The following is a 25,892-nucleotide window of genomic DNA, read 5'->3' on the forward strand; positions in this document are numbered from 1 at the left end:
TTAAAATCTCATTTTTTCCAAATGCTTTATGTACATTTCTAATCTCTAACACCTTATTTGCCTCCTACTTCATTCTCAGGCATTGGCTGTTTTATACGTTATTAAACGTTTTTCATACCACTTAAATCCGTATTCCACAAGACTACATATAATTAAATATACTAGAAAGATATCGATATAAGCCTCAACATAGTTGTACCCTACATTGGCCGCCACTTTGGCTTTTAACGTAATTTCTTGCAATGACATTGCATAACCCAACGATGTGGCTTTAATTAGATTGGTCGTTGCTGTACAAATATTCGGTAATGCTACAACTAACGCCTGTGGAATAATAATTCTTCTAAACGCCTGCACATTTGTTAATCCAACAGACAGCGCAGCTTCCAGTTGTCCCTTACTTACTGTGCTTAATGCGGATCGAAACACTTCTATCAGAGTTGCTGTCGTATATAAGGAAAAGACAATGAACGCGTACCAAATCGGGTTTACTTTGTAAATATCAGCTTCGATATTAAACTTGGCAAATAGCGTAGACATCAATAAAGGGACACTGCTGTATACAATAAAAATTTGAACAATAACCGGCGTTCCTCTTACAAAAGAAACATAGATCTGTGCAACATGATTTAAAACCGGAATTTGATTTATTCTTGTTAATGCACCCAAAAAACCTAACGGTACCGCAATTAGTAAAGCTACAAATGTAATAACCAACGCTATAGGAGCCCCTGACAATGCTACAAAAAATGCATCCACTAAAAACTCATAATTTAGACCTTCCGACACTCTGTAGCCTCCTTATGCGGTTTTTAAAACTTGTTTTCCTTTACTAAATACTTTTTCTAATAGTAGAAAGAGCCGTTCAATAGCAATCGATATGACCCAGTAAATCATAGATAATGCAAGATAAGTTTCTAATGCATGGGCATTATAGTTACTTGCGATAATTAGACTCGCTTTTCCTATGACATCTATCAACCCGATTGTATATGCTAAAGATCCTTCTTTAATCAACGCAAGCAAGCTGTTACCGAAGTTGGGTAATGCCACTACAAAAGCCTGTGGTAAAATGATTCTCCTGTAAGCTTGTATAGGACTTAATCCTACACTTACCGCAGCCTCATATTGTCCTCTGTCTATAGATTCATACGCTGTTCGGATCACCTCAGACATAGCCGCTGCGAATTGAAGCGAAAAGGTAATCACAACAAATACAATTTTATCAACGTCGTTCAGATCTATGCCGAAACTATTCGAAATTGCCGGAATACCATAATAAGTTAAGAATAGCAGAACAATAGAGGGCGTACATCTTAATGTTGTTGTATAGCCATAGGCGATTTTCTTGGCCATCTCGTTTTTTCCCATTTTCGCCACTGCTATGATGAACCCCAGGAGCGTTCCGAACAGTACAGATAAACCGGCTACCATAAATGTCACTTTTAAAAATGGAAGTAGCATGGGGATGGATTCCAGTATGTATTTCGCTTCGAAATATTGGCTCATATTTCGCCTCCATTCTCGTTCACTGCTTTAAAAAAAGCTAATAACCCTATAATTTCAGGGTCTTTAATCGCAAAAAACTTGCCACTCTTTACATATTAAGGTTTATTGAGGTTACCCCATTCCCTTAATAAAGTGACAAGCTGCGACCTCAAACATTTAGTTCGATTAACCATTGCTGTTATCTCTTAACGCCATCTAATACCTCGAACAAATCTTTGCCATAGAATTTTACGCTAAGTTCATTTGTTTTCTTTTCTTTTTGCAGCTTTTTAATGGCTTCATCATAAGCATCTGCAAATTCCTGTTCTTTTTTGTTGAACAACGGCCAGGTTTTGATGACTGCGAACTCATTGTAAACCACATCATTTGCTAATTTATGATAGGGACCATCGGGTTCAACTACCTGCTTATTAAAAGGACCCTCAATCATGACTCCTCCGTCTACACGACCTTCGTTTACCCATTGAACGACGTCTACTGTGAATGAATCTCCAGCTTGCAGTTTTACTTTATTGTTTGGATTAGCCTTGTTGTATTCATCAATAATTGTATATTGCGCATTGTTAGCAGCAATAGGTGCTAAAGTCAAACCAGCTGAAGCAAATGCTGACAAAGTTTTAATATTTTCATTTGTTTTCTTTAACACAAGTCCTGTACTGCTCAATCCTAAGAATTCTTTAGGAAAGATAAATTTCTTGGTTCTTTCCTCTGTCCAGAAAGCATTTTTTACACCTACCTGGTATTTCCCTTGTTCAACGCCTAACAATAAGTCATCACTTGACGTTCCAATGTAATCGAATTCGTATTCCGGAAGTAATTCATCCACCAATTTCATAACCTCTACATCGTATCCTGTTGGATTTCCCTTTTCATCTAACCAGGAGATCGGTTTTGAAGCCTGATCATAGGCTACTTTTACTTTTCTGACTTTTGAATCTTTATCTGCATGAGCTGAACCGGTTGCTGCGTCTGTTGCTTTACCGGAAGTTGCGCTTGATCCGCATCCTGATAATAGAACTACGAACGCTAAACCTAATGCTGCGACATTTAAAAACTTTTTATTTCTCATCATACAAATCTCCTTTTTATGGTTTATTTCATGATTGTTTTTTCTAAAATCGCCCAAGCCGCTGGACGTCCAGTAGGCGTATCATCCAACGCATCCAAATATTAACATAACAATTCCAATCAGTAAAGACGGAATTAGATAAAAATGGATGTTGCCACCAACGAAGTCACCCGTCTCCAGCAAAAGAATACAATAATTCTTGACAATTTTAATCGCCGGAAATATGATTTAAAACATTAAACATATGGGTATTGTTGGTTATTTCCGGTTTCAATTTTACCCATAAGCGGGGGAATGAACGTGATGAACTTATTTATACGAAATGAAACCCAAAAAGAATGGTTACGAAGACTAAACGAGAAGCAAACCGTATTTAAGAATAAGGCTGATCGAATCGATGAATTGGCCATTTTCCCAACAGAAAACGTTCTCGAGTTAATTGATATGGGGTATACCAGATCCACGCTTTCAAAGACGTACGGTGGTGAAGGTTTAAAAATATATGATATGGTACTCCTCCAAGAAACACTCGCTAGCTTTGATGCTTCGACAGCCCTTTCAATTGGCTGGCACCTATCTGTTGTAGGGGAGATATTCGAGAAAAAGCATTGGACTACTAGCGACCTGGATTTTATAGCTGAGGAAGTTGTTAAGGGAGCTTTAATCAACCGTGCGGCTAGTGAGGCTCAAACAGGCAGCCCGACTAGAGGTGGACGCCCCGAAACAAAGGCTGTAAAAAAAGGGGAGCATTGGATTATTTCAGGACGTAAGATTTTTACAACATTGTCCCCCGTTTTAACTTATTTTCTTGTTTCTGCATGGATTGAAGAACAACAAACGATCGGATATTTTTTATTGCATAAAGACTTGGAAGGACTCCAAATCGAGGAAACATGGGATACCATTTCATTACGAGGAACAGGGAGTCATGATCTTGTCCTGGAACAGGTAGTCGTTAATCATAATAAGCTTGTCGAACTCAATAATCTTCCTTCAGGCAAGGAATTGAATGGCTGGCTACTTCACATTCCGGCTTGTTATCTTGGCATTGCACAAGCTGCACGAGACTATGCCTTACAATTTGCCAATCAATATTCACCTAATAGTATAAGTGGACCGATTAGTCAACTATCTAATGTCCAACATTTAATAGGTGAAATGGATCTTGAATTAATGAAAGCAAGACATTTTTTATATAGCGTTGCAGAGGCCTACGATGATGTAACACGGAGGGATTATCTTTCAACCGAGCTTGGCGCCGCAAAACATGCCGTTACAAACTCCGCTATCACTATTGTCGATAAAGCAATGAGACTCGTTGGAATCAAAAGTCTTCACCGTAATAATCCTCTGCAAAGATACTATCGAGATGTAAGAGCTGGTTTGCATAATCCACCCATGGATAATGTAACTCTACAAAAAATAGCTTTAGCCGCAATCGAACAAGAGAAAGCAAAAGTTGCAACCTAAAAGCCGCGAGGTACATCTCAATTTGCAGCCAAAGGCTGTGCACTCATGGCCCTTCGACTGGAACCCGCACCATCTTCCGCTATAGGCATATATCTATAAGATCAGGTGATGATCATGATTAACCAACAGTGGGAGGCTATATATGATGCAGCACCCTAATGGGCAGAATCCCCGTCAGCAGTCCCCTTATCGACAAGCGTTTTACCAGCTGCAAAATCCCGTTTCAAAAGAAATCCAGCCAATAGGCCAATATCAAATGATCTTCCATTGGAATCGATTGGATTGGAACTTTCCTGACTTAAAGATGAAACAGGATTTTGAAACCAATCAATATTGGAAAAAGGCGATGCCTGCCGGAGTAAAGGTCGACCAGCAAGGCCATTATTACGTTTCGGTGCCCCGCTGGGCTGATGGCATTCCTTCCACCATGAATCGAATCATAATCAAAGACGGGAAACCACTCTTGGAGGCTTTCCCGAGTTGGGAATGGAATCAAGCGGGCAATGTCCATGTTCTCCAATCCGTTCTAGGTTATGAAATTGATGAATATAACCGGATGTGGCTGCTGGATCAAGGAAAGATCGCCTACGCCCCTTCTCCGGAAGGGTCGCAGAAGCTGATCGTCTGGGATTTGAATACCAACCGGATGATCGACTCCATTATCATCCCGAATGAGATTGCGCCGTACCGGACTTCTTTTTTAAATGATGTGATCGTGGACAATAAGAATGGTTTTGTCTATATTACCGATTCCGGTTGCGGTTGGCCGGATCACCCGCTTGACGGCGGAATTATTGTGTATAACATGAGAACGAGAACGCTCAGACGGGTGCTCGATCGGCATTACAGTACACAGGATTTTCCCGATTTTCATTTTCAAATTGACTATAAGCCGGTATTCAAGGATAAACCTCTTCGAATCGGAGCTGACGGCATCGCCTTATCCGCGGATCGTTCCACGTTGTATTACTGCCAGGTCACAGGGCGCAATCTATATGCACTTGATACTTCGCTGTTAAGAAACTTTACTACGCCGTTAGAAGAAATCCGCAAGGCCGTGCGGGCCATTGGCAGCAAGCGCACGACCACCGATGGGATGCACGCGGATAATAAGGGAAATGTGTTCTACACCATGCTGGAAGGAAAGGGAGTAGGCATCTATACACCTTCCAGCCATACATTCCATGATTTTGTGTCTGACGACCGAATGCTATGGGTGGACGGGGTCGCTTTTGATCAAAAGGGCTCCATTATCTTCAACAGCAACCGCCTGCACGAGATGTTTGGGGGCTATGAGATGGATTGGACCTATCCCTATAACCTTATCATTTGGAAAGCATTTGTCGGCCATGGCGTCAAGTCGTACTTGTATGCCGATTGATAACCGATGAGCCTGGCTTCTACCGTGCAATGACATCCGTGGAGGGAAAACATGCCGTTATTTATGATAACGGTTCGCCTTAACCCCTCTAACGGCGAAACAAAAAAGGCACCTGGCAGGTGCCTTTTTTTGTGACAGAAGTTCAATACGCTGAACCATGGTTGTGCAAAATACAATTCGCCGCCGCGTGTTTATTGCCAATAGACGAGTACCTGTTCCCCCTCAACAACGACGATTAGACTGGCGGCGTTCAAGGGAAGGTTACATATATTCAATCATACCTTTCTCTTTCAGCATATCGACGATTTCTTTGACAGACTGCGCTTTATCTCTGGGACAAATTAATAGGGCATCTTCGGTGTCGGCAATGATTAAACCGTCTATGCCTATTGTCGTAATCAGTCTGCCGTTCCCATATATGATCGAATTCCGGGTATCAATGCCCATGTAGTTCGCTTTCACAATGTTCCCAAATTCATCCGGCGGGAATATGGCGCCGAGCGCATCCCAACTGCCGATATCATTCCAACCAAAATTGCCGGATAGAACCACTACTTCATCACAGCGTTCGAGGATGCCGTAATCAATTGATATATTTTGAAGCGTCGGATAAATCCTGTTAATTATTTCATCTTCTTGTTCCGTACCCAAATACTCGCAAGCATTGTCTTATAAAGTCTGGGCAAATAACGTTTAAAATTTTCGATAATAACGGATGTTTTCCAAATGAAGATACCGCTGTTCCATAAATAATGTCCGGAGGAGAGGTAATCCTGCGCCCTTTGGAAATTCGGTTTTTCCACAAATTCGGCTACCTCATATACCGCAACGGGATTCATAGCGATAGGTACGTTATCGTAAGAAATATAGCCATACCCTGTAGAAGGAAATGTTGGCTTGATGCCAATGGTCACGATTTTATCCGTTTCAATGGCTACCGTACAAGCTTCGTCTAACGTCGATCGAAATTGATTTTCATCAGTAATGTAATGATCGGAAGGCAATACGACCATTAGTGACTCACCGTGAAATTTTTCTATGGACAGCGCCGCAAAAAGAATGCTGGCCGCTGTGTTTCGGGCGACGGGTTCGATCAAAATATTGCCCCTCAATACACTGCTGTGCATAATGCTCTCCAGCAATACTGCCTGGGAACGATTCGTGACGATTACCGTATTTTCCTGGGGGATGATTCCTTTAAACCGTTCAATCGTATCGTTCAACATAATATCATTACCGCTTATATTAAGCAGCTGCTTCGGTGTTTCCTGTCGGGAAAGCGGCCAGAAGCGGGTACCGCCTCCGCCTGCAAGTATCGTGGCGAATTTATTCATGATGCATCACCAGATGGGCAATCGAGTAGGAAATAATACTTTCCGATCCTTGATTAAGGTTCAGTCCGGTTGAATGTATGCCGTCGTAGCAGCCGCCGGTTTGTGGATCAATGAGCGGCACGTTCAATGAATTGCGGCCTTTGTACCAATCGTAGCATAAGGTTGCCCGTTTTAAGTAAGCAGAATCATCAAATGCGATCGCCGCTTCTTTACAAGCCAGCAGCATCTCGGAGGCTTCTATGGGCTGCTCATCATAGGGGGCGGCAGCTTCGCCGCGAAGCTGCCAGCCGTGGCTGCCGACGGGCTTGAAATAGCCTTCGGGCGAGAAGGTTTTGGACACCAAGAAATCCAGGCTCTCCCTGGCAGTTTCCTTAAGGTCGGTTCTGCCTGTGATACGGGCAGCGTTTAGCAATGCCCAGGGCAGCGTCGAATTGCCATAGGTCAAACTATCCTCAAACCAATGCCAGCCATTGCCCTTGTTCCGAATATATTGATGGTGTAGTCTGACCGCCATATTCTCGATCAGGTCGGTGATGAAAACTCTTGGCAAAAATTCCTCCGTTTTCTTACTGACTTCCGTATGCGGAAACGGAAACGAATAACTCAATGCATGAGGTGTCTCAAGCAGGCAACTTAGTCCGATTATGGCATAAGCTTGGGCGCGGGGAGATTCCAAAGCTTGTAGATGCGGTAATGCCTGATTGATCATGAAACGGCAGGTGTTCTTTATATTTTCCGGTACGGAAGAGGATTGGGAGAGTGTAAATCCCAGCGCCCACAGGGTCCGTCCTTGGCAGTCCTCGGAGCCTCTGTCCTCAAGGAATGTACGGTTATAATCCATAAAGTTTCTAAAGTTTCCATCCTCATTCTGGGCGTAATGAATGAAAGAGGCGTAAGTATGGATTAGGTCCAGCGCGCTCGCTTCTCTTCTGCTGTCATATAATAAAACGGCGGCGATTAACGCCCGCGCATTATCATCTGTCGTATACCCTTTGGAGCGGTCGGGAACCCCGAATTTAGTATGCTGAAAGATCCCGGTATCGTCCGTGAGCCTTCGAATATAATCAGTCTTCAATGGCGAGACGGTTTGTAAATTCATTAAATCACACTCCTTTTGAATAAATCGGGGGCCGCTATACTTTCTTGAATGATGGCTGCGTAGGACTTGGCTATTTCGCCCCAAATCATTGTCCGGCCGAGTGCCAGCGTATGAGCTTCCATTTCTTTCACCAAAGCCGGGTCGCCCAGGAGCTTTAGGATGCAGGCTTCCAACGAGGAGGAGTCGCGAAAATCCGCCAGCAAGCCTCTTCCTTCCGCTAGCATTTCCTCGGCATAGCGGTAAGGTGTAGAAACGATGACCCGTCCATACCCGACGCCGTAAGCCAGTGTGCCACTGACCGCTTGATCCTTGCCTAAGTAAGGGGTCATATAAACGTCTGACATGACTAGAGATTGAATCACTTCCTCTTGCGTCAACAGCTTGTCGACGAAAAGCACGTTATATGTCAATTCAAACTTTTTTACAAGATCCATGAGCTTCTGTCTATACGCCTCGCCTTTTTCTTGCTTGACTACTGGATGCGTCTTGCCCCATATGATATAGAGGGAATCAGGGTGCTGGGTAACGACTCCCCGCATAGCCTCTATGCCGTATTCGATCCCTTTGCCAGGGCTCAAGAAGCCGAAGGTAGAAATGATTTTACGATCTGCAAAACCATATTGTTCTTTCAGTTTTGATCTTGATTCGGTTTCTACATCAGGCACGCCATGGTGTATGAAAGCTATTTTGTCGGCATCGATATCATAAATCGTGATCAGATCCCTCACAGTAGATTGAGCCATCGTCACGACTTTCACGCTTAATTCCGCCAAACGGTTCATAATAAGCCGCTGTTTGGTAGTGGGCTTTGTCAGTACGGTATGGAATATCACCATGTATGGAATGCGCAGTCTTTCAACGAAAGGGATCAGATATTCCCCGCTCTCTCCGCCATAAATGCCGAATTCATGCTGAATGACAAGAAGATCAACATCCGTGAGATTAAGATGATCGACCGCTTCGTTATAATCCGACAATTCGTGTTGATCGATTTGCATCATGACTTGTTCTTTATAGCTGTAAGACTCGTTATTGTTGACTGCTATAATACGAGGTTTATCAAAACCTTTAATCTGTGTAAATTCGTCCAATAAATCCTGCGTAAATGTAGCAATGCCGCATTCTCTCGGCAGGCTGGTACCTAGAAAAACGATATTCCGATTGCTGTTGGTATCGACCATAAATGTGAGAGCCTCCTTTAAAATGCAAAGTTTTTGGGAAAAAAAACTACAGCGGAATAACCAACACACTGTGTTTATTTTCTTGTAGGTAAGCCAGTGGATTTTTTCTGAACCTTCGGCGAAGGACGCTTTCTTTTAGTCGGTTATTCCAATGCTGTTTTTGTTGTTTGTAATTCTCATAAGAAACAAGACTTAGTCTGTCAGACAAGTCTTTCTGTCGCAGTGCATCGTCGACAAGCACAACATATTCGCCATTTCGAAGTATGTATTCATTCCAGCTACGACGACCTGTCATCCGACGATGACGCGTCTTCGTCTGCCGGAAAAAACGTTCATGGTCATTGTTTGTTCGTGGTAAATGCGAATGATCGTAGCAAGAGAATAAGCCTTTCCAAAAGCCTTTTGTGTAGCTCTCTACGTTCTTCAACATGGGCAAGTCGGTATCCCGATCATAAATGCTTCGCATCCAGATAAGGATTTGAGTCATTTCCTCACGGACGGTGTGACTAGTTTTGTGTTCAGACGGTTCTAGTGCTTTAACGATGCGGCGAATAGGTTCCATCCACCGGCATGTATCGTAGTAATGAGATTCAAATGAATCTAATTTGCTAAATATTCTGACGATGGATTGAAGAATCGAAGGCCCCTTTTTTACTCAGGCATTGTTCAAGTGACGCCTGAATCGCTTTCGCATTTTGGTAAATTCGCATGCCGGGCAGATCCAGTGGCGGATTGCCGTCTTCTAATAGCAGGGATCTCGCAGCTGCGATGTAACCCCGAGCTACTTCGCTCTCTTCTGAAGATTGGGCTTCTACCCTACGCTCGATCTCCCGAATGCCGCGGAGACTTTTCTTGATCTCAGTTTTGAGTTTTCGATCCAGGTCCACAACCGGCTTGGCGATGTCTTTCAAATAGTGATACTGGCAGTATTGGTAAGGTACATTCGGCAATAACTTTTCAAAGGCTAGACGAATCGACTGTTGGCCATCGCTGACGATTCCAATGATAGGATAGCCAAGCTGAGTGATGGGGCGAATGAGATTTTGAAGCTCTTCTGATGATCCGCTGTTCAAGTTTTTCGCGACAAGTACCGTGCCGCTGAACACTTCACGAATGACATACAGTGTTTCGTTTCCTTTCTCTGGTTGAACGCCGTCCATGGAAAGCATCAGACCGCCGTTTTGCTCAGCTACGACTTTCAGAACTTCGCTGACATGCTGATCAATACTTGCGCCAAGAAGAGCGAGGTACCGCTCGTAAAGCATTTGAGCGTTGCGGTCGGTTGTCTTTACGCCGCGGCCATTCAGTTCATCAGCAATCTCTTGACGAGTCATGTGATGCTTAAAGCGCAGCTCACCTACAAGACAGAGCACGTCGAATCCGTAGGTCGTAAATTTCATACAGAGTTTTTCTGCTTCAGCAGACCTGTAAAGCGCACCGGGATGAGGGCACTTCTGCTAGGACAGCGGTACGCCATACTCCATGCGAAAATAACTCCTTGTAACGTCGAAATTTTCTTTTTCCATACAGCATGTGCTCGCACAAGTTTTGATTCACAGTGCGGGCAGTTCGACATTTCGGGACGAAAGTATATGGTTTTTTCAGGAACGATTCAATTTTTAGGACGCATAAAGAGCCTCCTGTTCATTGAGAAATGATACCCCATTACTTCGACAAACAGAGGTCGAAAAACTCTGTTGTATGGTTATTCCACTGTAGAAAAAAAAAGAAAATAAAGATATCTTTATTTCCAAATATAACGGCGGATATTCAAATTTATTGACTTTTTCCATTTACTGTTTTTATTGCCAAAGCATAACATGACCATTTTTTCTTGTCAAATTTATTGATTTTCCTTTATGGTCGATATATATTGGTGTAGGAGGTGCGTGTATGCCGGTCATACGCAGTAATTTAAAGGAAGTTATGAAACAATATGATCCCAAACTATCGATTCGCAAGCTCGCCAAAGATGTTGATTATCACTTTGATTCCATTCGCAGAATGTACAAGGATGAGATGGTTCAATATCCTCGAGACTTACTGCTGAAGCTTTGCATATACTTTAATATCCAGCCAGCTCAGCTCATTGTAATGGAAGATGACGGATATAGGGATTGCGCGATAGATGAATCGGATGGCTACCAGGGGGAAAGTAATGAGAGAAAAACAACCCGTAATTGAAACATGCAAGCAACTGCTGGATAAATTTCACGCAGCTCCCCGGGAAACGAAGGTGGAGAAGTTAGTATTCTCGGGAGTCGGGAACCGGGATGTATACAATATAACGGCCCCGTTTCGCTATGACGGGGAGGAAGTTATCGTAGGAAGAGTTGAGGAACGAAACAGCGAGTTCTCTCAAGTCTTCTTTTTTACTTGCACAAACCAGGTTTGGAAGCCAAGGGTGCATACGCACACCTATAATTTACAGGATCCCTGCATTACCTTCATCAAGGGGGAATTGATTTTCGGCGGCGTAGAAATCATTACCAGTGCCGATAATCCGGATAAAATCGTTTCTTGGGTTACCCAGTTTTACCGTGGATTGCATATCGATTCGTTATGCCATTTTTCGTCCGGACCTGGTACGATGAAGGATATTCGTTTGATAGAGCTTCAAAGTGGTCAGATCGGTATATTCACAAGGCCGCAAGGGGACAGGGGCGGAAGAGGACAGATCGGTTTTACGATTATTCCTTCACTTGAGGAGCTTAATGAACAAACCTTCCTTGATGCGGAAATTCTTCAAGATCAATTCGTTCCTGAAGAATGGGGAGGCGCGAGCGAGGCGCATTTGCTCAAGAATGGCCATGTTGGCGTTCTGGGTCATATCGCTTGTTTCGATAGTGAGCGAAACAAGCATTACTATTCCATGGTTTTTTCAATAAATCCCGAAACCTGCGAGAAAACGCCGATGAAAATTATAGCGGTAAGAGACGATTTTCCAAGGGGGCCCGGGAAACGTCCTGATCTTGAGGACGTTATATTCAGCGGCGGGCTCATACGATTAGGCAATGGCCGGGCGATACTTTCCGTCGGCGTCAGCGACGCTGAAGCCTATCGAATTGAAATTCCAGATCCTTTTATTGAATATGAATAAGAAATGATGAATGTTTGACAAGATTGTCCGGTCATGATATGCTTTTTTTGACAAGAATTTATGGTCAAAAGAGAGCGGGAACAAAACTATGAGCAAATCCATTCAGTTAAGCGAACGTACGAGTGTATTCAAGTCCCAAATGAAGCAAAGCAGAAAGCAGGGACTCATTCCGGCTGTACTATATGGGATGGGCAAAGATACTATATCGGTAGAAGTGAATGAAAAAGAAGTGTTGGATGTGCTCAGGAAAAATCCGCGCGCTATTCTGCAAGCTGTAACATCCGAAGCGGGTGTCGTGCCGGTCCTTATCCAAAGCATTCAACGGGATACGTTGACGGGCAAGCTGATTCATATCGACTTTCATCATGTGAACATGAGTGAAAGCATGGACAGCAAGGTGACGATTCACTTTGCCGGAGAGGCCGTCGGCGTGAAAGCCGGAGGGGTTCTGCAGGTCGAAATGTACGAAGTTGAGGTGCGCTGTATGCCCGATCAATTGCCGAGTGCCATGGAAGTCGATATAAGCGGCCTTGCAATCGGCGACCAGCTTCTCGTATCCGATCTTATTTTCCGGGACGGAGTCAAGGTGTTATCCGATCCGCATGCCGTTATGATCCAGATCAAAACCTTACAAGAAGAAGAGGCTTAAGAAGCGGTAGAAACGCCTTTATCCAAGCCTATAACAAGCAGTTCCCTTAGCTAGAACATCCCCTTATGGCAGACAGTGCAAAGAAGCGTTCATGATTGCATGGACTTCCGACACTTGTTGACCTTAGGGGGTTTTTTTGTCGTCGCATAAGGACAAACGTTTACGATTACTCGGCTGAATGAAGGAGAATGATATTAATCGTGATCAACGTGAATGGTGAATCCAATTCGCACGAAGAGAAGAAAGTGATCCGCAAAACTGCCATAGTTACCGGGGCGAGCAGCGGCATCGGCCATGGGATCGCTTTGGTTCTGGCTAAAAACGGATATGACATCTCTACCGTGTATTGTTCCAATACGGAGGGGATCCGAAATTTGGCCGACGAAATCGAAGGCGTGTATGGTCGGAAGCTTCATAGCATTCGGGGCGATCTCTCCGAACCAAACTTCGTCAAAGATTACGCGAAGGAAGCGATCAGCGTTTTGGGAGAGGTTGATTTGCTCGTAAACAACGCGGGAGCCGGTTTTGGCGGCAGGCTAACGGAAATAAAAACCGACGAAATGATTAAGTTTATTCATATAGATTTTATAGCCCCTGTGCTTTTGATGAAAGCCATCGGCCTTCATATGCTCGATAAGGGTATTCGAGGAAGCATGATTAATATTACATCTACCCGTGCGGAACGGGCTTATCCACATGATTCCATTTACGGCGGCATGAAAGCCGCACTTACGAGAGCCAGCGAATCTGCAGCGCTAGAGATGGCCATCCACGGCATTCGGATAAATAACATTGCGCCAGGAGCAACCGAAATCGAGAAAGAGAACCGTGAATTTTACGATAAACTGGGGAAAAAGATTCCACTTCGCCGTACGGGTAAACCTGAGGATATCGGGGAAGCAGTGCTGTGGCTTGCATCCGACGCGGCTTCTTACATAACAGGGGTAAGCTTGCGTGTTGATGGAGGACTTATCCTCCCCGGCATGCCCGAAAGAGATGATGAAACGACGAGATACTATGGATGGGAACCGATGAATGAGTAAGAGCTGAGATATAATCATAATTGGAATTAGAGGGAATTATCGACAAGATTGGAACGTATGCAAGGGGTTAATTAAGCATTGGGCTTCCTTTCCCCAACATTCCCGATAGCAACTTATTAAATTTGAGAAGCCATAAATAAATGAGTAAACTATAGGTAATAAAGGAGGCGAATCAACATGGCCGATTCGGCGATCAACATGGAAATAGGAATCAGTACATTTTTGGAGACTACACCTGACCCGGTGACAGGAGAGGTCATCAGCCATGCCGAGCGGCTACGCAATGCGGTTGAGGAGATCGTACTGGCCGATCAGGTCGGACTGGATGTCTATGGAATTGGGGAGCATCATCGACCCGATTACGCAGGTGCCGCGCCCGCTGTTGTATTGGCGGCAGCGGCTGCCATGACCAAGCGGATAAAGCTTACGAGCGCTGTTACCGTGCTGTCCTCGGACGACCCGGTACGCGTGTATCAAGCTTTCTCCACCCTTGACGGCATTTCCAACGGCCGGGCCGAAATTATGGCGGGCCGGGGTTCGTTCATTGAATCCTTTCCGCTGTTCGGATACAGCCTGGATGATTATGACGAATTGTTCGAAGAAAAGCTGGAGCTGCTGCTAGCGATCCGCTCCTCGGAGAAGGTGTCTTGGCGCGGCGGTCATCGTCCCGCTATCCATAACTTTGGTGTCTATCCCCGGTCCGTGCAGAACCCGCTGCCCGTTTGGATCGCAAGCGGCGGGAATCCACAGTCTGCTGTTCGGGCAGGAATGCTGGGTCTTCCGATCGCATTCGCCATCATCGGGGGAATGCCCGAGAGTTTCGCGCCGTTAGTCGACCTCTATAAGAAGGCTGCCGCGAAGTCCGGGCACGATCCTGCCAAACTGCCGATTGCGACTCATTCCCACGGATTTGTCGGGGAAACAACCGAGCAGGCTGCCGATTTATTCTTCCCTCCCACACAAGCCCAAATGAACGTTATCGGGCGTGAGCGGGGTTGGGGCCAGCATTACAGCCGGGCAACTTATGATGCCGCACGCAGCCTTCGGGGCGCCCTCTACGTGGGTGATCCCGAATATGTGGCGGAAAAGATTATTCTACTGCGCAAAAACCTGGGGGTTACCCGTTTCTTTCTACATGTGAATGTCGGTACGATGCCGCACCGTGAAGTCCTGCGTGCCATCGAACTGCTCGGCACCAGGGTCGCACCAATCGTACGTAAGGAGCTTGCCCGAAGCGAGGCAAAGGAATAAGCAAATGGCGGGAATCCCCTCGCCTCCTAAACGAAAGGACGCTGACCGCGTGAGGTCAGCGTCTTTTTGCGTTTGCAGGCGGTATCAGGAGAAGAACCCCTTTTTGGGGGACGGCCGACACCAAAGGAAGTTAAACGTAAACGTGGTATTTTCATTGATCACGCTTTTGGCGTAAATTTTGCCATTGTGTTGATCAATGATGGCTTTGGCAATAGCTAACTCCATACTTACGTACCCTGGATTGATCCATACGATAGAACCGATCAAAGATCTTTTCCAGATGCTCTGATGAGATGCCTTCACCGGTATTGGCAACCGAAAAAAGAATATCGATAAGCTGCTTCTTGAGAGTAATGTTTATTGAACCCTTAGGATTCGTGTATTTAATAGCATTCTCCAAGAGGATCATGACCACTTGTTTGATTTGCTCGCTGTTGCCGCGTGCAGTCAAATCAGGTTCAATTTCATAGCCAAGTGAAATATGTTTCTCAAAGATAACGGCTTCCATCGTTAAAATGACATTTTCAACAGCTTCGCTTACATTAATTTCTGTATAGATCATGCTTGCTCTAGAATCATCCATTTCGGTCAAGTACATGAGGTCAAAAAACTATCTTACATCAGTTAATTTCCAAGATAATAATTAACCAATCAGACAAAATTCAACAAAGAAGACTTTGTGCTTACTTATGATACGGTTCACCATATCATCTATAGAACGAAATCAAAAAGCACCCAAATGGGTGCCTTTTACGTCGTTGCTAAGCAGGCAACAGCATATGCAAATGGGGAGCTACCCCTTCTAGAGAACACACCTACTGCTGAGAATCTGTACTATCTATCACTTTGGTATATTTTATTTGAAGGCAACGAACGTTAAGTTCTTTCCTTTTAAGTATTTTATAATATCTGGAAGTGCCTCCACCGTGTTCTTGTCTTCATGCAGCACATATACGCCCCCAGCAGCTTCGACCTGATGGAAGTATCGAATGATGTCCTCTGGCTTCTTCGCATTCCAGTCCTCCGGATCTCGATTCCACAGGAGGATCTTCATATTCTGCTTCTTGGCCGCGGAGACAAGTTCATCGTTAACCGCACCGTATGGGGGGCGGAACAAAGTAACGGCAGTATGCGTTAGGGATTCGACAACGCTGCTTGTCTTCGACAAATTTTCACTCTGATCCTGAGGGGCGGCTTTCGTAAGTACACTGTGATCCCAGGAATGATTCCCGATCGACATTCCATGCTCGCTCGTATAGGTAACGGCATCCGGATTGCGTTCCGCATTCTTCCCTACGAATAGAAATGTCGCCGCCACCTTGTGCTCCGTCAGAATGTCCACGATATTCTTCGTGAACGGGGAGGGCCCATCATCGAAGGTTAAGGCGACGTATTTCTCCGGCAACCCGAAGAACTTCTTCTCTTCATCGATGTCGATGACTTCAAAGTCTATCTGCGCCTGATTGACGTTGGGCTGAATCGAGGCTTGTGTTAGGGCTGTTTGGTCTGCCACGACAGCCGCATGTGAGATATCGCCCTTGTGCATATCACTAATGGATGCGGGAACAATCGGTGCATTCGAATCATCCGTTGTTACCACTGCCTTCGCTACGCCGATTTGCTCGCTAAGTATACGTACGGAATCGTCCTTGCCCCCGGAAGCGATAGATAGAAAAGCCAGCAAGCCGAGCATAACCGGGAGTAGATTCGCTATCCTCGGCACGCGTGCAGAGAATCGGCGTAGGAATTGGGATCGGCGCTGAGCGAATTTCTCTACCCCGCCATCCTGCCCTCCCTCGTCCATCGGAACGGGCGGAAGGTCTGTTTGCCTGATCCGCTTTATCTGACTTATGTATTCTTCGCTGCATGGAAAATACAGCGTATCCCGGGAGACGCCTGTGGTTCTGATTATGGCACTATAAAAGGTATTTCGGTAAGGATCCCACTTGGAGTAGGGAGAGAGTCGAATCCTGTCTCCATTCAATGGCCTCAACGCTTCAAGCCCAAGAAACGTAAACTCGTCTATATCGATCACGTATGTAGCTTGCCTGTCCTCTTGGGTAACGACGACCTTGATTTGGTTTACACCATCGGAGGTCTTCCCAAGCGACAGCAGCTCCATCACCTGTGTACTGTATGTCTCCATACCCATCTTCGTCCTTCTCTTTCAATCCCGACATGACCTTAATCGGTTGAAGCTCCATCAATCGGGCCTGCATTCGGTGCAAATGGAGACGTTAGCCGGTTAGTAAAGTCATTTACAATATTAAGGAGATGCGTCTTCTCCTGACGAAGGGCATCGAATTTCTGTTTCATTTGGGAGAGCTCGGCTTCAAGCCTCCCGTTCTTCTCTTCAAGCTCGCTGATTCTCTTGTTCTTATCGGCAGTCGTCTCGTTGTGCTTCTGAAGCAAGCCCGCATAGTTCTGGCGTTCGAGCTCAATCACGCTTTTAAGCTCCTCGATCTCACCAGACAAGGTGGAATGGAGCTCTCGGTAGTCTTCCATCATCTGGTCGACCTTCAGATTCTTATCGGTCAGTCTCTGCTCCAGCTCCTGGATGCTCTTCTCACGCTCCTCGATGACCTTGCCCAGGTTCTTCAAGTCCCTGTTCAATCGATCAATTTGTCCGTTCGAATGGCTTAGCCGATCCTGCAAATCGTTGTGGCTCATTTCGACATGCTGCTTGGCCTTAATCATCTGCTCTACGGCGAATACCAGATCGAGCGACCTTTTGTCCATATGGGCCTTATTTATCATAATAGAGCCTGAAGGCTCTTCACTCGCCTCGGATTTAGCTGAATTTACCGACACTTCCTCCTGTGGTTCTTCCAAGTCCCTCCTTATGCCGCGATCCCCTCGCGATTGTTGCTCCTCAAGGCCATTCTTCTTCTTTTGGAAAGGAGAAAACATAGACAACTCACCTTTTCTGAGAAAATATCGATTAATATCGAAAAAAGTTTCCTTAATTATAGATGAGTTTTCCAAATTTATATGCGGGTCTAAAGTACCGATTTATGCCTATTTCTAGGCTAAAAGGAGCGGTAGTATAGGAGGATATCAACGCTATCTCGCTAGATCCATAAAAATTAGGGAGTTGGAAATAAGAATGGAGACGGAAGGCTTACTCCGCCCGTCTCCATTTTGCTTTAGAGTATCTAAAGTGGGCTAATCGCACTAGCCAAAGAAATCCAAAGTTTCGCCTCATTTATGGTACGGTTCACCGCGCTGTCTTTAACGGCAAGTTTTAGGGCCATCCTACAATGGATGGTTCACCTGAACGCCTTAAACGTCGTTAATTACTCCTTAGTAGCAGCAGCTAAAATCAAAATGCAAAATGGGGCTGTCCTTAGGGGATGGCCACTTGTCAGCTATGAAGGACTGTCTGGATGTTGAACCTAGAGCTGATCAGCCTGTGAATGTTTTTTCGCAGGCGCAAACCAACCGAGAAGGGCGATCGCAACCAACACACCATAGAAGATAAGGGTCCAGCCTGTGCTATGCGGGAAATGATGACCTAACACACCAATATCTTCATGGGCCAGGGTAATCACAGCGAGCTTCACACCGACCCATGCCACGATCGCGTAAGCCGTGGTCTCCAGTGCTGGCCGCTGAGCAAGCAGCTTTACAAACCAATTAGCCGCGAATTTGATTAGGACGAGCCCAGCGATTCCACCAAGCACAACAACGATGAATTGTCCTCCGTCCATACCGCCGAAGTCACGAAGCGGTGAGTCCGGGAGACCGAGTGCTAGAGCTACTGCAGCAAGAATGGAATCAATCGCAAAGGCGAGATCCGCAAGAGCAATTTTTCCTACGGTTGGCCAGAAGCCTTTTCCTGTAGCATCTTTTTTTATGTCCTCGCGGATGTTCTCGTTTTCCTTGCCGAAACGCGCTTTGATTATGTGCTTTAACCCAAGGTATAGAAGATAAGCTGCTCCAATCGCCTGTATTTGCCAGACGTTCGCAATAAACGATATCGCAAACAGAGCGGCGAAGCGAAAAACAAAAGCCATAATGATCCCATAATTGATGGCTTTCTTCTTCTGGTCCTCCGGTAAATGCTTCGCGATAACCGCCAGAACAAGGGCATTATCCGCCGATAGCAAACCTTCCAATCCAATAAGAATCAGTAATGCCCATGCATATTCCAACCAAAGTGAATCCAACAGCACTTCTCCTCTCTATGTAAGAATGGTGATGACAAAGTTGTCGCTTACAACCTAAGTTCAATAGAGCCTAGGATTTCCCCGTGTTCACGGCTTTGATTGTACCGTTACTCCTTTTCAATCTCCTCAAGACCTTGAAGTATATGCCATTTTATTATTAGCTTGTCCGACTATAATATACCACTTTGAAGCTGTCAAGTAATGTCTCATTTCATTTTATTAATCGTATAAAGAACATTCTAATCAGATCGATGATTCCTACCGTCATTCAATTGAGAGATATCCTGACCTGAAGCTAAAGAAAAGCAGGAAAAAACTTGCCGTTACTTATGATACGGTTCACCGCTCTATCTTTAACGGCAAGTTTTTGGGTACTGTTTCTAAAATCTTTATAGTCAATAAAAGGGCACCCATTGAAGGCCATTGAAGGTGCCCTTTTATTATTGTCTTTGCAAGAAACCAGCAAATTGCGCATGTCTTCTCAATGTAACTTTTATTGCGTCCTTTATTGAAGACGGCATGGTTGCTTCTGTTGAAAAAGCCTTTATTTCAATTATTACCTTCGGCTTTTGAGAACCTGGGCGCTTTATGAAAATATCAGCCCGTACTGAACTATACCCAGAAGTTAAGGTTTCTTCATAAGTAGCCTCAAGTCCGCTTGTTCTAAACACTCTTGCTATCCTTCTCCCAAGCTGGGTTGGCTTAGTTGTAACACTTTCATACCAAACCCTTGCTTCTTCAGCCCGTTTGGACTCTCTCTCCTTTAGAGGAGTATACTCATATTCATCCCACTTATCAGCTACAACTTGGTAAAAATGAGTTCTCATAAACCTTCCAACATAAGAGTCACCATAAGTACCCTCTGGATTATCTAAGTCATTACAGAGCCTACGAAGGTCTGCAGCCCGGATAGGTATTATCCTTACGTCAAAATAAAGACGCGTGCGATTCAATTCCTTCAATGGTAGTTGGGCCCGATCTCTAAAGCCCCATATTTACCTTTGAGTCTTTTCTCCTTATCCACTACAATATGAATTAACAAAAGTGGAGGGATCAAAGATGCAGCGCAAGAGTTACAGCATTGAATTTAAACAACAGCTCATCCAAGAAGCCTTAGAAGCAGGCAATGCAAGTCAAGTTGCAAGACGACATGGAATAGACGGGAAAATGCTCGCTCGTTGGATTCGTCAATCGAAGCAGACAGGCTGGAAAAACGCATCACCAGAATCCAAAAAAGTTGCAGCCTACACTCCATCATCCAAAGAGTTTCAAGCGTTAGAGCAGGAAAACGACAAATTGAAAAAGCTGTTGGGCGAGAAGGATTTGGAGATTGCGATTCTTCGTGATCTCGTAAAAAAGGTGAACCCCGCCTATCGGACAAAATAGAGATCGCCGACAAATGGATTGCGCGGGGTTATAAAGCTGCAGTGGTGCTGCGAATCGTCGGCGTCAGTGAAGCGACGTACTATTACCGGAAGAAACACTTCAAGCAAGAGCGAGTGTATAACGGCGGACGGCCGATTCCCGGCTTTTCCTTGGATCATAAGCGGCGTCCCGTCAGCGATGAGCAGATCAAGGAATGGCTGATGGAGCTTATTGCCGGGGAAGAAGCGACTTACGGTTACCGTAAATTAACCGTATGCCTGAAACGACAGTATGGGCTGATCATTAACAAGAAAAAAGTATACCGGCTGTGTCAGGAACTGGGCATCCTGCAGCCACAACGCCGGAAGCGAATCCAATATCCCCGAAAGCTGGCGAACAACCGTGAGATTTGCGCTTCGAATCAGCTTTGGGAGATGGACGTGAAATACGGCTATATTGCAGCAGAGCAGCGTTTCTTTTTCTTGCTCAGCCTGATTGACGTCTACGACCGATCGATTATCGACTACCACATGGGCCTCTCTTGTGAAGGGAAGCATGCTGCGCAAATCCTGCAGAGAGCGTTATGGAAACGGCGGCTCTTTGAGAAAGATCAGCTGCCCGTGGTTCGTACCGATAACGGCCCGCAATTTATCAGCCATGCTTTTGAAGAAGCATGCCTGGAGTATTGTGTAGAACATGAACGTATTCCTCCGAAAACGCCGAATAAAAATGCGCATATCGAAGCATTTCATGCCATTTTAGAACAAGAGTGTCTCTCCAGGCATGAATTTGAGAGTTATCAGGATGCATACCGTATCGTATCTGACTATCTCTTGTTTTATAATCAGCGGCGGATCCATGGAAGTTTGTATGATCTATCCCCGCAGGAATTTCATCAAGCTATGCATCAGCAAGCCGTAAAACCGCTTGTGATTAAGGTATGATGGATAAAGCCCTTTACATGGAGGGGCGGGCATGATAGGCTTGTTAGCCTCGCGATGCATGTGTTATCCGCATCGCCCTATCGCGAAAAATCATGCCCGCTGGAGGCTCCATGTCAAGGGCGACAACGAGCGACAACGACGTAAATCAATGAGAAATTACGCAATCGTGTGAATAAGGGTGTAAGACTCTAAAGTTACGGGTTTAAACCGCGATCCTCGGCATTTAGCTCTCTATGCCAGGCTTCCCAATTAAGTTTGTAACCTTCACGGGCTTTAGAGAATTGCAAAACGCGCTGGGTTCGTAGAGCATCCGAAACTGGCCACATTAGTATTACTTGGTATTCCGATAGATTGTGAATATCAATTAGATTATCAGCGAGACGCACCCCCACTGCCTCCATAGCACTCCCAATGGTATGGTAATCTATGCTAATTCCCTTTACATCTTCTTCAATAATCTCAAAATCAGCCAGCGACTTGTCACTATTATGGAAACTAAATGTTTCATCTATAATTTTTGGCCATTCATGCTTATCAGGACCAGTAATAATAAAGCTATCATGTAGTAAAATTCTTCTATTACGCGAAGTTGCATCAACCAGCATTTTCTGAAAATCTAAGCTGGTTGTTAACCAGATGAAGATAATTGGTATTTGACTTAATTCACCTCGGTCAAAAAGGCTCAAATATTCAACAAACTGCGTTGGGATCTTTCCTTGCCTACGACGTTTTCTTCGTATTGATCAATAATAGCAATCAACAATTTCCCGACGTTATGATCTCTTTCTACTGCTGGGTTAAACCTTTACCTTGTATAAAATCAATATAGCAACTTAGTAAATCTATTGCCGCTAAATGGTCGTTCTCATCGTACATTAATGCTTCTTCTGTTATTTCTCTCATAGTCTAATCCCCTTATTTTTCGATTTTGTAGTGTGGGTGGGGGTTTTCCCTATATATTTAATCAAATAGGCGTCTGCCACATCCTCGTAAGTCTCTGGCTACTTTAACGATAGCCGCTCCCAGCGCTTACGCTCGTACTCCTTCTGCTTATCTTTATTGCCAGGACGCTGCCGCCACTTCCTTGCGTATTCACGGTTGTATTGTCTACGGGCTTCGAGAGCCGCTTGGTTTAGTTCATTGTTCAACCTTATTCCCCTCCTTCGAGAATTAGCAACTCTTTCTCCTGTATATCAATCATGCACTGTGTATCTAGTACAGTCTGTTCTGCATCTTCAACCATTTTAGCCGCCCGTAACTTAGCAACCTGAACCTCTTGGCGTTTCGTTACTAAAATGGTTTTATTGTGCTGTAAAAGGTACCGTAATCTGACAGCATTTTCTTTCAATATGCCAAGTTTATAAAGTTGGTTATGTCGTTCAGTTACTGATACTTGTTCAGCTAAAGATTCGTAATACTGTACCTGCCTTTGAAGATCGGCGATTTTAACAGGATTATCAGGGTGCGGTTCCCCCTGTTGTAAGGTATAAATCATATTGCGTAGTTCTCTAACCTTATCCCAATACGATTCTATTAGTTGTTCAATCTCTTGCAGTTTCCTTTCTTCTTGTTTAATCCGTCCTTCAATTTGTTGCGCTACACTTTTAGCCATTTTGCTTTGCTTCGCTTCCTCTCATTTTGAAAATAAAAAAAGCCCATTCCGCAAGGGAAAAAGGCTTGGAAGTTTGAAAGGTTTGGAAGTTTATACTTATAGTTTACAGTCCAATGATGATGATGTAAACCGAAGATTTTAATTACTACGAATAGAAGGATGCTCCCAATATGAGTTCGCTACGCTTTCGAAATTTTTCTTATCAAAGCTATCCCAGTTTATTTTAGTTGCTGTTGCCCTGTTCAATTTTATTTTCATTACGGGACTGGATGAAGTATTTCCGTATTTATCTGTCATAGGAAACTCCCACGTAATCGCCACTTCTTCAACATCAGCTACTTTGAAAAGTTCTTTGAATACCTTTATTGATTCTAATTGCATTCCGCCCTTAATCATATTATTGCTAAGATTGTCGTTTGCTTGTAGCCTTGTAATTACAATCTTATCCCCATCTTTTTGCGTACCGGCATGATCGTTAACCTGTAAATCAATTATCCTTGCAACCCCTGTATTAGTCTTTGCACCTATTGCCGTTGTAATGGCAGACCGTACCTGCCCGTCTACTCCTGTTGTTTGAGTGGCTTTGTTTGTTTGGGAAGGTGCGTTTACCGTTTGATTGCTTAGCCCCGACTCGTCATCACCTATCAATGCAAATACAAAGAAAGCGACAATCGCTAATACAACCAGAATCCCAAAACAACCTAAGCAGCCTTGCAAGAATTTGTTCCCCTGTGGCTTGGTTGTATTTGAACGACTACTTTTTGTTCCCGATGTGCTTGCTTCTTTACCTGCTGTTGGTTTAGCTGCCGCTTGTACTGGTGGCTTCTGCTGCGGAACACTACTCCTAACGGGTGATGTAGTTCTTTGTCCCTGACTTGTACGATTTCCTTGCATATGTGGCTCTCCTTTTTCGACAAATTGTGGCTATCCAAAATTATACACGATTGTGATACTAATAGTATTAAAGATTTTGATACTATACTACTTCTTACTGCAATGCCTGCTGTTGTCTACACTCAATCATAGAGGTGTATGCCAATGCAGGATATTCTGAAACTTGTAGGTTCAAGGATTAGAGATTACCGCAAGTCGAAAGGATTGTCGCAAGACCAACTTGGGGAAATGTGTGGCTTTCATTTTTCATATATAGGTGGTGTCGAGCGAGGGGAACGTAATCTATCATTAGAGAACATCGGCAAAATTGCTGTTGCATTAGATGTTGAGCCCAAATTGCTTTTTGAGTTTGATGAACCTTTTATACTACCTGTTGCCGAGGAAAAGGAAGCCGCTTTACATGAAGTGCTGGCTATTTTGAAAGGCAAGGAAGTAAGGGGTCTGTCAATAATTTTGTGTAAACTCATGTATAAAGGAATCTCCCCTAGGGGAGATTGGCCCCTTACGGCAAGTGCTGCCCGATTCGATCCGAAAAGAAAACGGATAGCTGCAGCAGCATCTGTCCCCAATTTTGGACGCGCCCCGTCCATTTACGGGTGACATCCATGGTTACAAGATAAAGCATCTTCAGAAGAGCCTCGTCGCTGGGGAAAATGCTCTTTCCCTTCGTTACCTTGCGAAGCTGACGATGATAGCTCTCAATCATATTGGTGGTGTAGATGAGCTTGCGCAGTTCGGGAGGGTACTTGAAGAAGGTAGCGAGCTCGTCCCAGTTGCTGCGCCACGAACGGATGATGAGCGGATATTTAGCGCCCCATGTTTCCTCGAAACGATCCAGCTCCACAAGCGCCATCTCCTCCGTCGCCGCTTTGTAGATCGGCTTCAGATCAGCTGTTACCTTCTTCAGATCCTTATAGGACACATAGCGAGTCGAGTTGCGGATTTGGTGAATGATACACTTTTGAATCTCCGTCTTCGGATAGCAGGCGGCAATGGCCTGAGAGAAACCGGTAAGATTATCGACACAGGTGATGAGAATATCCTGTACGCCGCGATTCTTTAGGTCGTTTAGGACGCTGAGCCAGAACTTGGCCGATTCGTTCTCGCCGATCCACATGCCCAGCACATCCTTGTTACCATCCAGATCGATGCCGATGACCATGTAGGCGGCCTTGTTCACAATAGCGCCGTCTTGCTTGACCTTAAAGTGAATGGCGTCAAGGAAGACGACGGCATACACGCTTTGCAGCGGACGGTTCTGCCATTCCTTGATGAGCGGAACGATTTTGTTCGTGACGTTCGAGATCATCGTCGGCGAAACGTCGATACCGTACAGATTCTGCAGGTGATCTTGGATTTCCCGCGTGCTCACGCCTTTGGCGTATAAGGCGATAATCTGATCTTCGATGCCGGTGACGTTGGATTGATGCTTCTTTACCACGAGCGGCTCGAACTCGCCCAGACGATCCCTGGGCACGGCAATCTCCTGATCGCCGTATTCGCTGGTGATCTTCTTCTTGCTCTTTCCGTTGCGGCTGTTGGTCGTCTGTTTGTTCTTCACGTCATGCTTCTCATAGCCCAGATGCGTTTCCATCTCGGCCTCCAGCATCTCTTGCAGCGTCTCGGCAAATAAGTCTTTCAAAGCATTCTGCGCGTCCTGTGCGGTCACCAGCTTGTTCTCCTTAATGAAGGCCCTAAGCTGCTCTTTTGTCCATAATCCCATGTGTGCTCCCCAACCTTTCTATTACTTTCATTTTATCAGGTTTGAGAGTTTACACATTTTATTTTACAGACTCGAAGTAAGCCAAATACGCATGAGCAG

28 protein-coding genes are annotated in these 25,892 nt (G+C 44.8%); 9 read left to right on the forward strand and 19 right to left on the reverse strand.

The features are described 5' to 3' along the window. Positions 1–75: 75 nt before the first annotated feature. From JMF85_RS04235 to JMF85_RS04245, 3 genes are all read right to left on the reverse strand, one after another. Positions 76–789 carry an amino acid ABC transporter permease gene (locus JMF85_RS04235; RefSeq protein ID WP_201317816.1) on the reverse strand — a complete coding sequence of 238 codons (714 nt, stop codon included), beginning with the start codon at positions 787–789 and terminating at the stop codon, positions 76–78. 12 nt (positions 790–801) lie between these two features. After that, the gene (locus JMF85_RS04240; RefSeq protein ID WP_127605271.1) at positions 802–1,509 is read right to left on the reverse strand and encodes an amino acid ABC transporter permease; all 708 of its coding nucleotides are present in this window, start codon (positions 1,507–1,509) and stop codon (positions 802–804) included. A gap of 178 nt (positions 1,510–1,687) precedes the next feature. Continuing rightward, positions 1,688–2,581, reverse strand: a complete 894-nt coding sequence (locus tag JMF85_RS04245) for a transporter substrate-binding domain-containing protein (protein ID WP_230876158.1) — start codon at positions 2,579–2,581, stop codon at positions 1,688–1,690. Positions 2,582–2,881: 300 nt separating this feature from the next. Between JMF85_RS04245 and JMF85_RS04250 the strand changes: the two genes are divergently transcribed. Further along, entirely contained in the window at positions 2,882–4,048 is a 1,167-nt protein-coding gene (locus tag JMF85_RS04250) for an acyl-CoA dehydrogenase family protein (RefSeq protein ID WP_201317831.1), read from the forward strand. A gap of 256 nt (positions 4,049–4,304) precedes the next feature. Next, the gene (locus JMF85_RS04255; RefSeq protein ID WP_127605396.1) at positions 4,305–5,429 is read left to right on the forward strand and encodes an L-dopachrome tautomerase-related protein; all 1,125 of its coding nucleotides are present in this window, start codon (positions 4,305–4,307) and stop codon (positions 5,427–5,429) included. Between the two features lie 261 nt (positions 5,430–5,690). Here JMF85_RS04255 and JMF85_RS04260 read toward each other — a convergent pair whose 3' ends face one another. From JMF85_RS04260 to JMF85_RS04285, 6 genes are read right to left on the reverse strand one after another with little or no spacing between them, the layout of a single operon-like run. After that, positions 5,691–6,080, reverse strand: a complete 390-nt coding sequence (locus tag JMF85_RS04260; protein ID WP_196426927.1) for a hypothetical protein — start codon at positions 6,078–6,080, stop codon at positions 5,691–5,693. Next, positions 6,053–6,763, reverse strand: a complete 711-nt coding sequence (locus JMF85_RS04265; protein WP_196426926.1) for a mannose-1-phosphate guanylyltransferase — start codon at positions 6,761–6,763, stop codon at positions 6,053–6,055. Before JMF85_RS04265 ends, JMF85_RS04260 begins: the two co-directional genes overlap by 28 nt. After that, positions 6,756–7,862, reverse strand: coding sequence for a glycosyltransferase (locus JMF85_RS04270; RefSeq protein ID WP_127605273.1), 1,107 nt, complete (start codon positions 7,860–7,862; stop codon positions 6,756–6,758). The genes JMF85_RS04265 and JMF85_RS04270 overlap by 8 nt, the downstream gene beginning before the upstream one ends. Next, positions 7,862–9,043, reverse strand: coding sequence for a glycosyltransferase family 4 protein (locus tag JMF85_RS04275; protein ID WP_201317817.1), 1,182 nt, complete (start codon positions 9,041–9,043; stop codon positions 7,862–7,864). Before JMF85_RS04275 ends, JMF85_RS04270 begins: the two co-directional genes overlap by 1 nt. 46 nt (positions 9,044–9,089) lie before the next feature. Further along, positions 9,090–9,605: a hypothetical protein gene (locus JMF85_RS04280; protein ID WP_201317818.1), complete on the reverse strand. Its 516-nt coding sequence runs from the start codon at positions 9,603–9,605 to the stop codon at positions 9,090–9,092. A gap of 46 nt (positions 9,606–9,651) precedes the next feature. Next, on the reverse strand, positions 9,652–10,443 hold the full coding sequence (locus JMF85_RS04285; RefSeq protein ID WP_236595733.1) for a transposase: 792 nt from the start codon (positions 10,441–10,443) through the stop codon (positions 9,652–9,654). 493 nt (positions 10,444–10,936) lie between these two features. On the opposite strand from JMF85_RS04285, the gene JMF85_RS04290 reads away from it, so the two are divergent. The 5 genes from JMF85_RS04290 (at position 10,937) to JMF85_RS04310 (ending at position 15,086) form a co-directional block, all read left to right on the forward strand. Continuing rightward, positions 10,937–11,227, forward strand: coding sequence for a helix-turn-helix domain-containing protein (locus JMF85_RS04290; RefSeq protein ID WP_201317819.1), 291 nt, complete (start codon positions 10,937–10,939; stop codon positions 11,225–11,227). Continuing rightward, positions 11,202–12,143: a DUF1861 family protein gene (locus JMF85_RS04295; RefSeq protein WP_127605281.1), complete on the forward strand. Its 942-nt coding sequence runs from the start codon at positions 11,202–11,204 to the stop codon at positions 12,141–12,143. Before JMF85_RS04290 ends, JMF85_RS04295 begins: the two co-directional genes overlap by 26 nt. 88 nt (positions 12,144–12,231) lie before the next feature. Beyond that, positions 12,232–12,792 carry a 50S ribosomal protein L25 gene (locus JMF85_RS04300; RefSeq protein WP_127605283.1) on the forward strand — a complete coding sequence of 187 codons (561 nt, stop codon included), beginning with the start codon at positions 12,232–12,234 and terminating at the stop codon, positions 12,790–12,792. A gap of 188 nt (positions 12,793–12,980) precedes the next feature. Next, positions 12,981–13,835 (forward strand): SDR family NAD(P)-dependent oxidoreductase, encoded by an 855-nt coding sequence (locus tag JMF85_RS04305; protein WP_127605285.1) that lies wholly within the window; start codon positions 12,981–12,983, stop codon positions 13,833–13,835. A 177-nt stretch (positions 13,836–14,012) separates the two neighbouring features. Continuing rightward, on the forward strand, positions 14,013–15,086 hold the full coding sequence (locus JMF85_RS04310) for an LLM class flavin-dependent oxidoreductase (protein WP_196426925.1): 1,074 nt from the start codon (positions 14,013–14,015) through the stop codon (positions 15,084–15,086). A 193-nt stretch (positions 15,087–15,279) separates the two neighbouring features. Here JMF85_RS04310 and JMF85_RS04315 read toward each other — a convergent pair whose 3' ends face one another. The 5 genes from JMF85_RS04315 to JMF85_RS04335 all read right to left on the reverse strand — a co-directional run bounded on the left by JMF85_RS04315 (position 15,280) and on the right by JMF85_RS04335 (position 20,217). Continuing rightward, on the reverse strand, positions 15,280–15,648 hold the full coding sequence (locus JMF85_RS04315) for a sensor histidine kinase (RefSeq protein ID WP_236595734.1): 369 nt from the start codon (positions 15,646–15,648) through the stop codon (positions 15,280–15,282). A gap of 294 nt (positions 15,649–15,942) precedes the next feature. After that, positions 15,943–17,238, reverse strand: a complete 1,296-nt coding sequence (locus tag JMF85_RS04320) for a polysaccharide deacetylase family protein (RefSeq protein WP_141334930.1) — start codon at positions 17,236–17,238, stop codon at positions 15,943–15,945. Between the two features lie 32 nt (positions 17,239–17,270). Further along, complete coding sequence (locus JMF85_RS04325) at positions 17,271–17,918, reverse strand: hypothetical protein (RefSeq protein ID WP_236595735.1); 648 nt, start codon at positions 17,916–17,918, stop codon at positions 17,271–17,273. A gap of 563 nt (positions 17,919–18,481) precedes the next feature. Then, a complete protein-coding gene (locus JMF85_RS04330) occupies positions 18,482–19,255 on the reverse strand; it encodes a TerC family protein (RefSeq protein ID WP_127605291.1) in 774 nt (257 codons plus the stop codon). Positions 19,256–19,695: 440 nt separating this feature from the next. Further along, positions 19,696–20,217 carry a hypothetical protein gene (locus JMF85_RS04335; RefSeq protein ID WP_201317820.1) on the reverse strand — a complete coding sequence of 174 codons (522 nt, stop codon included), beginning with the start codon at positions 20,215–20,217 and terminating at the stop codon, positions 19,696–19,698. 97 nt (positions 20,218–20,314) lie between these two features. Between JMF85_RS04335 and JMF85_RS04340 the strand changes: the two genes are divergently transcribed. Next, a protein-coding gene (locus tag JMF85_RS04340; RefSeq protein WP_201317821.1) for an IS3 family transposase occupies positions 20,315–21,564 on the forward strand; the annotation gives its coding sequence in 2 pieces (ribosomal slippage) (positions 20,315–20,624 and positions 20,624–21,564; 1,251 coding nt in all). Positions 21,565–21,758: 194 nt separating this feature from the next. Here JMF85_RS04340 and JMF85_RS04345 read toward each other — a convergent pair. From JMF85_RS04345 to JMF85_RS04360, 4 genes are all read right to left on the reverse strand, one after another. Then, positions 21,759–22,250: a hypothetical protein gene (locus JMF85_RS04345; RefSeq protein WP_201317822.1), complete on the reverse strand. Its 492-nt coding sequence runs from the start codon at positions 22,248–22,250 to the stop codon at positions 21,759–21,761. 315 nt (positions 22,251–22,565) lie between these two features. Continuing rightward, positions 22,566–22,712: a hypothetical protein gene (locus JMF85_RS04350; RefSeq protein ID WP_164751728.1), complete on the reverse strand. Its 147-nt coding sequence runs from the start codon at positions 22,710–22,712 to the stop codon at positions 22,566–22,568. Positions 22,713–22,714: 2 nt separating this feature from the next. After that, positions 22,715–23,176 (reverse strand): hypothetical protein, encoded by a 462-nt coding sequence (locus tag JMF85_RS04355; RefSeq protein ID WP_127605296.1) that lies wholly within the window; start codon positions 23,174–23,176, stop codon positions 22,715–22,717. A 138-nt stretch (positions 23,177–23,314) separates the two neighbouring features. Continuing rightward, positions 23,315–24,070, reverse strand: a complete 756-nt coding sequence (locus JMF85_RS04360; RefSeq protein ID WP_201317823.1) for a hypothetical protein — start codon at positions 24,068–24,070, stop codon at positions 23,315–23,317. Between the two features lie 228 nt (positions 24,071–24,298). Between JMF85_RS04360 and JMF85_RS04365 the strand changes: the two genes are divergently transcribed. Further along, positions 24,299–24,670 (forward strand): helix-turn-helix domain-containing protein, encoded by a 372-nt coding sequence (locus tag JMF85_RS04365; RefSeq protein WP_236595738.1) that lies wholly within the window; start codon positions 24,299–24,301, stop codon positions 24,668–24,670. Here JMF85_RS04365 and JMF85_RS04370 read toward each other — a convergent pair. Next, on the reverse strand, positions 24,573–25,793 hold the full coding sequence (locus JMF85_RS04370) for an IS256 family transposase (RefSeq protein WP_127610792.1): 1,221 nt from the start codon (positions 25,791–25,793) through the stop codon (positions 24,573–24,575). The two genes, JMF85_RS04365 and JMF85_RS04370, sit on opposite strands and share 98 nt — an antisense overlap. Between the last annotated feature and the right edge of the window lie 99 nt (positions 25,794–25,892).

It is taken from the genome of Paenibacillus sp. EPM92 (assembly GCF_016586185.1).
Lineage (GTDB): Bacteria > Bacillota > Bacilli > Paenibacillales > NBRC-103111 > Paenibacillus_G > Paenibacillus_G validus.